Origin of the sequence: Agreia sp. Leaf210 (genome assembly GCF_001421485.1) — a bacterium.
Taxonomy (GTDB): Bacteria; Actinomycetota; Actinomycetes; order Actinomycetales; family Microbacteriaceae; genus Agreia.
On record NZ_LMKK01000002.1, the window covers coordinates 693,928 to 706,470 of the forward strand.

Genomic DNA, 12,543 nt, shown 5'->3' on the forward strand with positions numbered 1-12,543 from the left:
GAACCTAGCCCTTGGCGGCCCGCTCGGCCTCACGGCGCAGCTCGCGCTGAGCGTCGGCCTCTGCCGCCTCGGCGACGGTCGGCGCCGTTCCGCCGAGCGACCGGGGCTGCCACCACTGGCCCGTGCCGTCGACCGGGTACGACGACTGCAGCGAGTCGACCATGGTCTGCATCGTCGCACGAAGGGTCTCGGTCACCTGGGTGATGTCGTCGTTCTCGCCGACGACGATCGGCTGACCGAAGGAGAAGTGCACGGGCACCCCGAGACGCTGCGTCAGGGGAATCCTGCGATTCTTCGTGATGAGTCGCTGCCCGCCCCATACCGCGACAGGGATGATGGGCACCCCGGCATCGCGCGCCAGGCGGGCTGCGCCGGACTTCAGCTCCCGGACCGTGAATGACGAGCTGACGCCGGCCTCGGGGAAGACGCCCACGAGCTCGCCCGACTGCAGAGCCGACACCGCGTTCTCGAATGCTGCCGCCCCCGCCTTCATGTCGACGGAGATGTGATGCATGCCCCGGAGCAGCCAGCCGACACCGGGCTTGTCGAAGGCGCGCTTCGTCGCCATGAAGCGGATGCGACGTCTGTTGTGCAGCCACGTCTGCCACTCGACCAGGGCGAACTCGAGGTAGCCGAAATGCGTCATGGCGAACACGGCGCCACCCTGCTGAGGGATGTTCTCGAGACCTGTCGCGGAGCGTTTCGTGCGGAGCCCCGCGAAGAGCACACGCCCGACGCCGATGGCCGTGGAGTAGATGGGTTCGCTGGGACGCCGCGTCATGGCCAACAGGGTACGGGAGTCACCTGTCAGAAGTCGGGGTTCGGGGCGACCCTTGACAGGCTCCCGCCTGACAGGCTCCTGTCGAGGCTCTGCTCGACGGTGCCGTTTCGGGGTGCCGCCGTCAGACCTGGCGGTCGGCCTGGGTGATGCCGTTGTGCGGATCGGGGCGCGGGTAGTCGCGGGACGCCGGCTCGTGGTCTTCGACGGCGAGCGTGTCGCTCTCGACGTGACCGTAGGCATCCGGATCGGGCGGCGTCGCCGCGTCGTCTGTCGTGACCGTTCCGTCGATGTCGCTCGTCGTGTTCTCACCCTCGGCGCGCTCGGCGATCCAGTCCGCCGCGGCCTGCCGGTCGCGCACCTCGTCTCGCGGATCGCTCGGTCGTGGAGTCTCGTCGTGGCTCATGCGATCAGCCTACGACCGTGTTCTCCCACCCGTCGTGGGGGTTGCCACAGACGCGTACCTTTCGCCTCGATCCGTGCGAAAATAAGAGGTCGAGTTCACACGATGGTCGAAACCCGAGGAGACCACACCACCCATGGCCAATGCCGGATCCAAATGCCCCGCCTGCTCACGTACCGTCGCCGTAGGGATCGTCTCGCAGACGCTCGTGCAACACGAAGACAAGACCGGATTCCGCTGCGCGGGATCGGGAACCAGCCCGGGTGCTGCTCGGCCTGCCGCAGCACCGCGCAAGGCCTCCGCATCCGCCACCGCCCGCACCAGCACCCCCGCCGCGAAGCGCACGAGCCCGCCCACGAAGGGTGGCGTCACCGTTCGCCGCGTCGAGGTCAATCAAGAAGAGCTCGCCCGCCGGCAGGAGAAGCAGGAGCGCATCCGAGAGGAGCGCGCCGCCGCCGCTCGTGAGCGCAACGACGCGAACATCTCGTACTTCGACGAACTCAGGTAGCTCGCGCGACGGAGGTGCAGGGCCAAGGTAGTCCGCTCGGGGGATGCGTCCTCTGAAAGCTCCGGCAAGACTGGAGACATGACGACGACCCGCGCTCTCGCCTCCACGTTCAACACCACTTCTCGCACGAACAGGGTCGGCCGCTCGGCTTCACTCCGACGACGCTCCATGATCGCCGCTCTCGCGACGGCTGTCGCTCTCGCCGTGTCGGCCTGCTCGTCCGGCAGTCCCGACGCATCCGCGGCGCCGACCGCGGTCGCTCTGCCCGACTCGGCGGTGGGCGAGAAGGCGCAGTGGGTGCTCGATTCGATCAACTCCGACGACGCGACGACCGAGGACGAGATCGCCGAGAACATCGCGCCCGAGATGCTCGAGCAGGTTCCCGCGAGTCAGATGGTCGCCGTCTTCGGCCAGATGGGCGATGCGAAGCCGTGGATCGCGACGAGCGTGACCGAGGCGACCGCCGGCCTCACCGTTCTGCTGCACAGCTCCTCCGCCGAACTGCAGATGCAGATCTCGGTCGACGAGCAGCCGCTCGTCAACGGTCTGCTCTTTCAGGAGCCGCCGGCCGACCGCACGCCTGCGGCGTCGTGGAAGGAACTCGAAGACAACGTCGCCGCGCTCGACGCCGACACCAGCATGACTGTCACGCGGGTCGCTGCCGATTCGACGGATGACGCCGGCTCCGGCGAGCGCATCGTCGACATCGCGGGCGACGAGACCAAGCCGCTCGGCTCGGTCTTCAAGCTCTACGTTCTCGGCGCCGTGGCCGATGCAGTGGCGGCCGGAACCCTCTCGTGGGACGACAACCTGATCATCTCCGATGACACGCGCAGCCTTCCGTCGGGCGAGCTGCAGGATCTGCCGAGCGGAACCCTCGTGAGCGTGCGCGATGCGGCCACCAAGATGATCGAGATCAGCGACAACACCGCTACGGATCTGCTGATCGACAGGGTCGGCCGCGAGGCTGTCGAGGCGCAGTTGGCGGTCATGGGCCACCATGAGCCGGCCCTCAACACCCCCTTCGTGAAGACCAGGGAGTTCTTCCAGATCGGATGGGGAGCCGCGTTCGGCGATGCCCGCGCCGCGTGGGCAGACTCCGGTGTCGACGACCGTCGAGCGGTGCTCGACTCCCTGCCCGGCGGTGTTCTCGAGCTGTCGTCGTTCGACCTCTCGACGAGCGCCTGGCAGCAGGGGGTCGACTGGTTCGCGAACCCCGCCGACCTCGTTGCGGCCCACCTGGCCCTGCAGACGAAGGCCGCGACGCCGGCCGGCGAGCCTATGCGCGGCATCCTGTCGGCCAACCCCGGGCTGCAGTTCGACTCCGAGGAGTTTCCCTACGTCGCATTCAAGGGCGGCAGCGCTCCCGGCGTTCTCGCGGGCAGCTGGCTGCTGGAGCGTGCCGACGGCGAGCGTTTCGTGATCACGATGCAGTCGTCGTCGCTCGATCCGGCCGACGTCACCGACACGGCGCTCGTCTTCGGCAACGTCACCGACGCGGCGAAGCTGCTGGCTGAGGAATAGGGTCCGCGCTCCCCCGTACCCCTCGCCCGTCGCTCAGCGACGCGGACGCCGGCGCTGAATGGCTCCGTGCGCTCGCATGAGCTGCGGTACGACGAGGTAGACGGCCAGGGGCACGACCACAAGAGTCAGAACCAGAGCGCGCAGCACCGGATGCCAGTCCCCGGAGAACGGGGCGATCGCAAGGAAGCCGAGGCTCACGAGCGGAAAGATGGCGATCCAGGTGATGACGGCGCGCACGTGAATGGATGGCGGCTGCACGGGCACGGGAGTGGGCCCGGTCCACGGCTGAGGTGTGCTGTCGGACATAAAAGTCTCCTTGGGGGTGGGGGGCGGAAGTGATCTCACGATGACACCGCCTCCGTGCGGCCGATGCCATTTGTTGCTGAAACTGGGACGGCCTGATTCGATGGGCGCATGAGTGTCTCGCAGAACATCGCACGAGAGCTCGAACAGGTCGCGCCGCGCCTTCGTCGAGCCCGACAGAAGAAGAGCATGACGCTCGATGAATTGTCGAGGGCGACGGGAATCTCGCGGAGCACACTCTCGAGGCTCGAGTCCGGGCAGCGCAAGCCGAGCCTTGAGTTGCTCCTCCCCGTTGTGGCAGCGCTCTCCGTGTCGCTCGACGAGATCGTGAGGTCGCCTCGAACCGAAGAAACGCGCGTCTCGCCGAAGCCGGGGCACGCCGTGGGCCGCGTGCTCACGCCTCTGTCGCAGCATCCGGGAGAACTGCAGGCGTATAAGATCACCATCCCGTCGACCGAGCGCGTCGTCGAGTTGCACACTCACTCGGGACACGAGTGGCTCTACGTGCTCTCGGGTCGACTCCGCGTCGTCCTGGGCGAGCATGATCTTATTCTCGACGAGGGAGAAGCCGCCGAGTTCGACACCCTCCACCCGCACTGGTTCGGTTCGGCCGGCGCAGGCCCCGTCGAGATCCTCAGCATGTTCGGCAAGCAGGGCCAGCGCATGCATCTTCGTGCGAAGAGCGCTCAGAAAGCACGTGCCTGAGCGCTCACGCGATCGGCGTGGCCGTTCCCGTCACCACGATGCCGCCCGTCTCGGGGATGCGCACCGAGAGCCTGCTGGGTCGACCGATGTGCGAACCCTGGGTGATCTCGATCTCGGCCGGCGTTTCGACCAGCCCGAGCGCGCGCAGGTATCCGCCGAACGCGGCCGCCGCAGAGCCCGTCGCCGGGTCTTCGGTGATCGTTCCCACGGGAAAGAGATTGCGGCTGTCGTACTCGCTCGCACCCGAAGGGAAGATCGTCGTCACGGTGCCGGTCCACCCCTGCTCGGCCATCAGCGCCCTCATCGCCTCGGGGTCGAACGAGAATGAGTCGAATTCGGCTCGGGCGGCGAAGACGATGATCGGATGCCTGTTGCCGGCGAACGAGACACGCGGCGGGTAGGCGGGGTCGAGACGATCGAGCGACGTCGAGAGAAGGCCGAGCAGCGTGTCGAGGACCCCCTCGTCGAACGGCTCGATCGACGGCTCGACACTCGTGAACGCTGCCGTGATCGCCCCGTCGGCCGATGCTGTGGTGATCGTGACAGGTCCGACGGGCGTCTCGAAGACAACGTCGCCCACCCCGTCTCGATGCGCGAGTGCAACCGCTGCGGCCACGGTCGCGTGGCCGCAGAACGGAACCTCGGCGAGGGGCGAGAAGTAGCGCACGCGTAGACGTCGATCGTCGCCCGCCACGCTCTGCTCGGTGATGAAGGCGGTCTCGGCGAACCCGATCTCGGCTGCGATGCGCTGCATCTCGGCGTCACCGAGCTGCAACGCGTCGAGCACGATCCCGGCCGGATTTCCTCCGCCGGGTGCGTCGGCGAATGCCGTGTACTTCAGTGCGGTCGTGGCGTCGGTCATGCGTTCATCGTGGCAGGCCCGCACGCGGGGTTCAGCGCGGAACGGCCAGTCTGTTCGCTCGTCGTCACGAGCGCTGATCGATCTCGGAGAAGCCCTGCGGGGTGACGGTGATGCGCAGTCGCGATGGGATCTGCTCCTTCATGGCTTCGACGTGGCTGATGAGACCGATGGTGCGGCCACCCGAGCGCAGGCTGTCGAGGGTCGACATCGCGATGGCGAGCGTGTCGGCGTCCAGCGAGCCGAAGCCCTCGTCGATGAACAGGGTGTCGAGGGTGATGCCCCCCGCCTGATTCGACACGACCTCGGCGAGACCGAGGGCGAGGGCGAGCGACGCCAAGAACGTCTCTCCTCCCGACAGCGAATGAGTTGCTCTGGCCCGCCCCGTGTGCTGATCGAGAATGGCGATGCCGAGGCCGGAGCGTGTATTGCGGTACTGCACGGAGTCGTCGTGCTCGAGCGAGTAACGGCCACCCGTCATCACGGCGAGTCGGGCGTTCGCGGCCCTGATGATCTCTTCGAGCTGGGCCGCGAGCACATACGACTCGAGTCGCATGCGCATGGTGTTCGGCTCGGCTCCCTCGACCGTATTCGCGAGCGAGCGCATGGTCTCGTACTCGGCGAGCAGTTCTTCGGACGCGTCGAGCCGCTGCAGTGCTTCGGCGACGAGGGTGCGAAGACGGCCCAGTCGATCGGCCACAGACCCCGCCGCCACTCGGGCGTCGTCTCGATCGGAGCCCGCCATGGTTCGAGCCTCGGCCGCAGCTTCCAGCTCGACCGGCTCGTCTACGAGCCCCTGCAGCTCGGCTTCGGCGAGCACGGCGAGCACCGCGGCGTGCGCCATGTCGTGAGTACCGATTCGCGAGGCCGTGTCGGCACGTTCGGCTGTGGTCAGCCTCAGCTCGGCGACCTCGGCCTTGTCTGCAAAACCCTGCTCGTCGAGGTGCTGCCGCAGCGTCTGCCGAGCGGCGTCGAGCGCGAGCTGCTTGTCGTTGTGATCGAGCAGCGCCACCTCGAATTCGCGGGTCACGGCGAAGAGATGCTGCAGTTCGAGCGCGCGCTCGGCCACCGTGGAATGGTCGCCTCGGTGCTGCTCGACGAGCTCGACGATCTGCGATCGCTGCGACACCAGGGATGCTCGGGCATCTCGGGTGGACTGCACCGCCTCGGTCAGCTCGGCCGCCGTCGACGCGATCGATTCGAGCTCGGCGCGCAGTGTGGCGATCTGAGCGTCGAGCGCGCGGGTGGATGATTCGGCCGCGAGCGCCGCGGCCAGGGCCTGCTGCGCCACCTCGAGTTGCTCGTCGATCTCGGCCGGAGCCTGCGCCCCGCCGGATGCCTCGGCTGCCGCGTGCCGCGCAACGAGATCGCGCACCACCAGCCCGGCTTCGACGAGGGCCTCTCCCGCGTGTGCGAGACGCGTGCGTTGAGCATCGATCTGCTCGTCGGAGACGGGCTCGCCGAGATCGGCCGTCCAGGCGGTGGGATTCGGGTGCTCGGTCGCGCCGCAGACCGCGCACGGCTCGCCGTCGACGAGTCTCGAAGCAAGCTCCGCCGCGTGGCCGTCGAGTCGGCGCGTGAGCAAACGGTCGTAGAGCGTGGCCGCCTCTGCGTTCTCGCTGCTCCTGACCTTCTCGACGACACGGGACTCGTCGAGTTCGGACTTCAGGGAGGCGGCGAGCACCGCGGACTGCCGTGCGATGCGCAGTCGCGCCACGCGTTCGTCGGCCTCTGTGCGAGCCGATGCCTCGAGAAGAGCGGCGTTTCTCTTCTCGAGCGCCTCATCGATTGTGGAGGGAAGCACCCGCGCACGCTCCGAGGCTTCGGCCAGTTCAGCCTGCCGTGCAGCCTCGGTCTCGTCGTACTCTGCGATGCGCTTCGCGAGCTGGGGAATGCGCTTCTCGTCGGACAGCACGACGTCGAGCCCGCCCAGCAGACGATTGATGTCTGCGGCTGTGGCAGCGAGGGCGTGCGGCGTGACGGGGCTCGAACCGCCTGTCGATCGACCGAGTGATTTTTCGGCGAGACTCGAGAGAGCGACAGACTCCTCGTAGGCGGTGCGGGCAGCCTTCTCGTCGACAGCTGCTCGGTCGAGCGCCTGCTCTGCTGCACTCTCGGCAGTGACGTGCGCCCAGACGATCTCAGCCCTGCCGGCCGCCTCGAGTCGACGCCTCTCGTCTGCGATCGCCTCGTCGTTCTGCCGGAGTTCGACGAGCCGTTGCGCTGCCTCGTCGCGGCGCCTCTGAAGACGGCGGGTGTTCTCGCGCTCGCGCAACTCGGCCTCGGCTGCAGCGAATCGCGCGTCTGCTTCGGCCACCCGATGCTGCGCCGCGTCGAGCTGCTCGACGAGTTCTGCGAGCGCCGATTGGAAATACCCGCGATCGGCTACAGGAGGCGCTGCAGCGATGACGACTTCATCGTCTGTATCAGCTTCATCATCAGTACCGCCATCGTCGGCGGAGTCGGTGTCGTCGCGGCTCGCAGCACCCGCACCGGCACCCGCACCCGCACCCGCACCCGCACCCGCACCGGCACCGGCACCGGCACCGACGATGGCCTCGACCTGGCTGCCGAGCTGAGCGATGTGCTCCGCGGATTCGCGCTGGAGCACCTCGAGAGCCTTGCGCCGTTCGACGAGCGCGCGTTCGATGTCGGCAAAGCGCCGTGTGCCGAAGAGACTCTGAAGCACTGCTTGACGCTCGTCGTTCTTGGAATGCAGAAACTTCTGGAAGCGATTCTGGGCGAGCAGGATCACCTGCAGGAATTGGTCTTTGCTGAGGCCGAGAATGCCGTCGAGCGCGATGCCGACCTCGCGGGGAATCGCGGCGACTCCCTGCCAGTCGGACTCGTCGATGAGCTCACCGCCCGATGCCTCGGCTACACGGATGAAGAGTTCGGCCGCCGCGGGCTTCTTGGTGGTTCCCGTGCCACGTTTCTTCGGCTGCTCGTAGTCGGGCGAACGCCGCACGCGGTAGTTCTGCCCGCCCGTGCTGAACCAGAGCTCGACGTAGGTGGGATCGCCAGGCTCGCAATGATCGCTGCGCAGCTGCTGCTGCGTTCCCTCGTACCGCGGAACGCTGGCGTAGAGCGCGAAGCAGATCGCGTCGAGAATGCTCGACTTGCCGGCGCCCGTGTTGCCGGTGATCAAGAAGATGCCGTCGTCGGCGAAGGCATCGAAGTCGATGTGCTGAGCCGTCTTGTAGGGGCCGAATCCGGCGATCGTGAGGCGGTTGATTCTCACGCGGTCGACTCCTGGGCGGCCTGCTCGGCGATGACTTCGACGATCAGCTCGCTCTCGGCGTTGGTGGGCCCCGCCCCGTTGCGCACGAACTCGAGAAAACCGGCGACGACCTCGCTGTCGGAGCGGGCGTGCAGTCGTTCGCTGTAGCTGGCCGCCGGCAGCTCGGCCACGATGGAGGGCTGGTGGGTGAGAGCGACGGCGTGGGGGAAGCGCGTCTGGATGCGCCGCATGCCGTCGATGGGGCGCACCTGATCGGTCAGCACGACAGAGACGAAGTGACCTTCGGCAGAGGCGTAGGCCGGGTCAGCGAGCAGCTCGGCGAGCTCGCCCGTGAGCACGGTGAGAGGCCGAGGCACAGGAAGATCGACCCATTCGACGGTATCGAGTCCACCCGCGTCGAGCTCGACGAGCCATGCGCCGCGCGGCTTGGTGGCCTCGCCGAACGAGTAGTGCAGCGGCGCCCCCGAATAGCGGATGGCGGGGGTCAGCGTCGATCGGCCATGGATATGCCCCAGCGCCACGTAGTCGGGGCCGTCGAACACATCGACGGAGACCAGGTCGAGGCCGCCGGCCGTGATGTCGCGCTCGACATCGCTGGCCTCGCTCGACGCCGCGGCACTCGCGTTCGGAACAGTGACATTCGAAGCGCTGGCACTCGGAACATTGACCACGAACGCGTGCGACAGAACCACCGAACGGGCTCCGTCTCGTCGAGCGATGTCGTCGCGGATGCGCTGCATGGCATACCCGAGCACCTGGGCGTGGCGTCTCATCTCGACGCCCGGGTAGAGGTGGCGCACCAGTGCGGGCTCGAGGTAGGGGATGCCATAGAACAGCACCGGGCCGTAGGCGTCGTCGATGACGACGGGCTCGTCGAACTGCTCGGGTCGCGTGATGACGTGGATGCCCGCCAGGCCGGCCCATTCGCTTTGGAAGCCGAGTCTCGTGGCCGAATCGTGGTTGCCGCTGGTGATGACGACGTAGGCGCCCGCCTCGCGGATCTGCCGAATGGCCCCGCTGAGCACGTCGAAGGCCTCGCGCGCGGGTGTGGCGGAGTCGAAGACGTCACCCGCCACCACGACCACATCGACCGCTTTCTCGCGCACGACCGCGGCCAGCGCATCGAGCACTGTGCCGAGGTTCTCGAGGGTCGAGTGCCCGTGGAACGTTCGCCCGATGTGCCAGTCGGAGGTGTGCAGGATGCGCATGCATCAACGCTATAGCGGCCCGCCGACATCGATCGCCGCGATCCGGCTCGGGCCACCGCCCGCCTTGCTCAGACCAGTAGTTCCGCGATGTCGTGACCCACGGCATCCAGAGCGGCGGCGACGCCGGCGTTGTAGACGCGCCCCTCGTGGGTGTTGAGGCCCCTCGCGAGGGCGGGGTCGTCGGCCAGCGCGCGAGCCCAGCCCTTGTCGGCGAGGGCCACGACGTAGGGCAGGGTCGCGTTGGTGAGGGCCCGGGTGGATGTCTCGGGCACGGCCCCGGGCATGTTCGCCACGCAGTAATAGACGGTGTCGTGCACCGCGAACACGGGGTCGTCGTGGGTGGTGGGATGGGATCCCTCGAAGCATCCGCCCTGGTCGATGGCGATGTCGACCAGAACGCTGCCCGGCTTCATGGTCGCGACCATCGCATCCGTGACGAGCTTCGGAGCCTGTGCCCCCGGAATGAGCACGGAGCCGATCACGAGGTCAGCCTCTTTCACCTGGGCGGCGATCTCGTAGGCCGACGAGGTGCGCGTCTGCACAGCTCCCCCGAAGCGGATCTCGAGCTCGCGCAGCCGCGGAATCGAGAGGTCGATGATCGTGACGTCCGCTCCCATACCGACAGCGTTGGCCGCCGCGTGCTCACCCGCGACGCCGCCGCCGATCACCACGACCTTCGCCTTCGGGGTTCCGGGTACGCCGCCGAGCAGCATTCCGCGGCCGCCCGCCGCGCTCATCAGGTGATAGGCGCCGACCTGGGTCGACAGCCGACCAGCGACCTCGCTCATCGGCTGCAGCAGTGGCAGCGAGCGGTCGGCGAGCTGCACGGTCTCGTAGGCGATGCCGGTCGTTCCGGCGGCGAGCAGCGCGTCGGCGCAGGCCCTGGATGCGGCCAGGTGCAGATAGGTGAAGAGCGTCTGGCCGGCACGCATCCGCCCGAATTCCTCGGCCACCGGCTCCTTGACCTTGAGTACCAGTTCGGCGCCCGCCCAGACCTCGTCGGCCGTGTCGGCGATCGTGGCACCGGCCTCGATGTAGTGCTCGTCACTGATGCGCGAGCCGAGCCCGGCGCCGCGCTGCACGACGACCGTGTGCCCGCGCCGCACGAGCTCGAACACTCCCGCCGGCGTCGCCGCGACCCTGTTCTCGTTGTTCTTGACCTCTGCGGGCACTCCGATGTGCATGGCTTCTCCGTTCGTCGGCGGCATCGACTGCAGCGCTCGCAGTGACTGCCGAAAGTCCTGGCCCTATACTCACCAAAGTTCGACGAGCTCGACGAGAAACCGCAGAATCATCGGTGCATGTGCGTCAATTCATGAAATAGTTCACCTGTGGCCGATTCAGAGAACCCATCGTCGAACGATCGACGCGCCGCACCGCCGCCCGCCGAACTCGACGAGATCGATCGTGAGATCCTGCGCATCCTGAGGGCGAACGCCCGCATGCCCAACAACCGACTGGCCGAGCTCGCGGGCATCGCCGCCTCGACCTGCGTGGCCCGGGTCAAGTCGCTCGTCGCACGCGGGGTGATCACCGGGTTCACCGCGAACGTCGATCCCTCCTCTGTCGGTCTGAGTCTGCAGGCGTTGATCAGCGTCACCATCAGGGCCGGCGCCCGCAACCTCATGATGGAACTCGGCCAGGAGATCAGGCAGTTTCCCGAGGTCGTGCAGCTGTACTTCCTCGGAGGAGCAGAGGACTTCATCATCCACGTCGCCGTTCGCGACAGCGCCGCCGTGCGCGACTTCGTGCTCGACAATCTGTCGGCGCATCCGGCCGTGGCATCGACCAGAACGAGCCTTGTCTTCGACCACCATTTCAGCGGATTGACGATCGCGCCGTGAACGCACGACCCCGCTTCGAGAGAGAAGTCAACCGGCCTGACGGACCCTCCCGCGCGGAGTAGCGTCGCCTTCATGAGCAACGACGCCGAACCCTGCGAGCAGATCTGATGGACTACACCTGGCTCGAAGCCATCTACCTCGGCCTGCTGGGCCTGGCCGGAATCGCCATCGCGGCGATCTCGGTGATCGTGCTGTTGCGTCTGTTCCGCGGTCAGCGCTGACGCGTTCCGCCCGCCGCGCCCGCTAGACCTGCTGCTTCGGCTCGTCGGGATACTCGGCGAACGTCGCGAGCTCTTCGTGCCCGGTGAGGAAGCCGCCGAGGAGGGCCGCCATCACCTCTGGGCGCACGCTGTGGTGTGCCGCGTCGATCTCGACGGCGCGCGCGTTCGGCAGCGATTCGGCCAGGGCCGCGGCAACGGGAGGGAAGATCGGCTGTGTCTCTTCGCCCACCATCGCCAGCACGGGCTGGGTGACGGATGCCCATTGCTCGGCCCACGCGGAATGGTTCGCCTTGTCGAGGACGGCCACGTCATAGGCGAGGGTATGCGCGATGGCGAGCATGTCGGACCAGGCGGCAGACGACTTGGCACCCTCGAGCCACTGCGGCGGCATGTTCCGCATGAAGTACTCGACGACGGCGCCGCGGTCTCCCGCTTCGACGAGATCGTTTATCGTCCGCAGCTCGCCTCCGTCGTCGCCCTCCCCCTCGAGAGTCAGCGGCACCTCGAAGAGCGCGAGGCCCGTGATGCGTTCGCCGACTCCGGGCGTCGCCGCCGCCCACAGCGCGAGCGCCCCACCCGACGAGTTGCCGTAGAGCATCGCGGGGCCGTCGAGTACGTCGAGCAGGGCGGCGATGTCGTCGACCTCGCGCTCCACCGAGTAGGGAAGAGTGTCTCCACTCTCGCCGCGCCCGCGCCTGTCGTAGTTGATGACAGAGAAGCCCTGATCGGCCAGCAGCGTCGCGATGTGCGCCGACGTGGGGTCGAAGGCCCGATAGTTCATCGCACTGCCGACCAGGATGACGGCGAGCGCCCCGCTTCCGAGTCGGTCGTATGCGATGGAGGTGCCGTCTGCCGATGTCACGAACTCAGTCATGCTCGAAGCCTAGCCACAGGGTCCGGCCTCCTCCGGGGGCTATCGACGCACCTCCCCGTCGTCGTATCGTCGGGG

12 protein-coding genes are annotated in these 12,543 nt (G+C 67.5%); 4 read left to right on the forward strand and 8 right to left on the reverse strand.

What is annotated here, in order from left to right; all coding sequences use genetic code 11:
* Nucleotides 1–4 precede the first annotated feature (4 nt).
* Nucleotides 5–781, reverse strand: coding sequence for a lysophospholipid acyltransferase family protein (locus ASE64_RS09280; RefSeq protein ID WP_055779128.1), 777 nt, complete (start codon nt 779–781; stop codon nt 5–7).
* Nucleotides 782–902: 121 nt separating this feature from the next.
* On the reverse strand, nt 903–1,184 hold the full coding sequence (locus tag ASE64_RS09285; protein ID WP_055779131.1) for a hypothetical protein: 282 nt from the start codon (nt 1,182–1,184) through the stop codon (nt 903–905).
* 133 nt (nt 1,185–1,317) lie between these two features.
* On the opposite strand from ASE64_RS09285, the gene ASE64_RS09290 reads away from it, so the two are divergent.
* Both ASE64_RS09290 and ASE64_RS09295 read left to right on the forward strand, forming a co-directional pair.
* Nucleotides 1,318–1,689 carry a hypothetical protein gene (locus ASE64_RS09290; RefSeq protein WP_055779133.1) on the forward strand — a complete coding sequence of 124 codons (372 nt, stop codon included), beginning with the start codon at nt 1,318–1,320 and terminating at the stop codon, nt 1,687–1,689.
* Nucleotides 1,690–1,767: 78 nt separating this feature from the next.
* Nucleotides 1,768–3,213 (forward strand): serine hydrolase, encoded by a 1,446-nt coding sequence (locus ASE64_RS09295; protein WP_055779137.1) that lies wholly within the window; start codon nt 1,768–1,770, stop codon nt 3,211–3,213.
* Between the two features lie 33 nt (nt 3,214–3,246).
* Here the strand turns inward: ASE64_RS09295 and ASE64_RS09300 are convergent, their stop codons facing one another.
* Nucleotides 3,247–3,519 carry a hypothetical protein gene (locus tag ASE64_RS09300; protein WP_055779140.1) on the reverse strand — a complete coding sequence of 91 codons (273 nt, stop codon included), beginning with the start codon at nt 3,517–3,519 and terminating at the stop codon, nt 3,247–3,249.
* 108 nt (nt 3,520–3,627) lie between these two features.
* Between ASE64_RS09300 and ASE64_RS09305 the strand changes: the two genes are divergently transcribed.
* Nucleotides 3,628–4,221 (forward strand): helix-turn-helix domain-containing protein, encoded by a 594-nt coding sequence (locus ASE64_RS09305; RefSeq protein ID WP_055779142.1) that lies wholly within the window; start codon nt 3,628–3,630, stop codon nt 4,219–4,221.
* Between the two features lie 4 nt (nt 4,222–4,225).
* On the opposite strand, the gene ASE64_RS09310 is transcribed toward ASE64_RS09305, so the two are convergent.
* The 4 genes from ASE64_RS09310 to ald form a co-directional block, all read right to left on the reverse strand.
* The gene (locus ASE64_RS09310) at nt 4,226–5,083 is read right to left on the reverse strand and encodes a PhzF family phenazine biosynthesis protein (protein WP_055779145.1); all 858 of its coding nucleotides are present in this window, start codon (nt 5,081–5,083) and stop codon (nt 4,226–4,228) included.
* 64 nt (nt 5,084–5,147) lie between these two features.
* Nucleotides 5,148–8,321 carry an AAA family ATPase gene (locus ASE64_RS09315; RefSeq protein ID WP_055779148.1) on the reverse strand — a complete coding sequence of 1,058 codons (3,174 nt, stop codon included), beginning with the start codon at nt 8,319–8,321 and terminating at the stop codon, nt 5,148–5,150.
* A complete protein-coding gene (locus ASE64_RS09320; protein WP_055779150.1) occupies nt 8,318–9,529 on the reverse strand; it encodes an exonuclease SbcCD subunit D in 1,212 nt (403 codons plus the stop codon). The genes ASE64_RS09315 and ASE64_RS09320 overlap by 4 nt, the downstream gene beginning before the upstream one ends.
* Before the next feature lie 68 nt (nt 9,530–9,597).
* Entirely contained in the window at nt 9,598–10,713 is a 1,116-nt protein-coding gene (ald, locus tag ASE64_RS09325; protein WP_055779902.1) for an alanine dehydrogenase, read from the reverse strand.
* A gap of 147 nt (nt 10,714–10,860) precedes the next feature.
* On the opposite strand from ald, the gene ASE64_RS09330 reads away from it, so the two are divergent.
* Nucleotides 10,861–11,373 carry an Lrp/AsnC family transcriptional regulator gene (locus tag ASE64_RS09330; RefSeq protein WP_055779153.1) on the forward strand — a complete coding sequence of 171 codons (513 nt, stop codon included), beginning with the start codon at nt 10,861–10,863 and terminating at the stop codon, nt 11,371–11,373.
* A 243-nt stretch (nt 11,374–11,616) separates the two neighbouring features.
* Here ASE64_RS09330 and ASE64_RS09335 read toward each other — a convergent pair whose 3' ends face one another.
* Nucleotides 11,617–12,468: an alpha/beta fold hydrolase gene (locus ASE64_RS09335; protein ID WP_055779155.1), complete on the reverse strand. Its 852-nt coding sequence runs from the start codon at nt 12,466–12,468 to the stop codon at nt 11,617–11,619.
* Between the last annotated feature and the right edge of the window lie 75 nt (nt 12,469–12,543).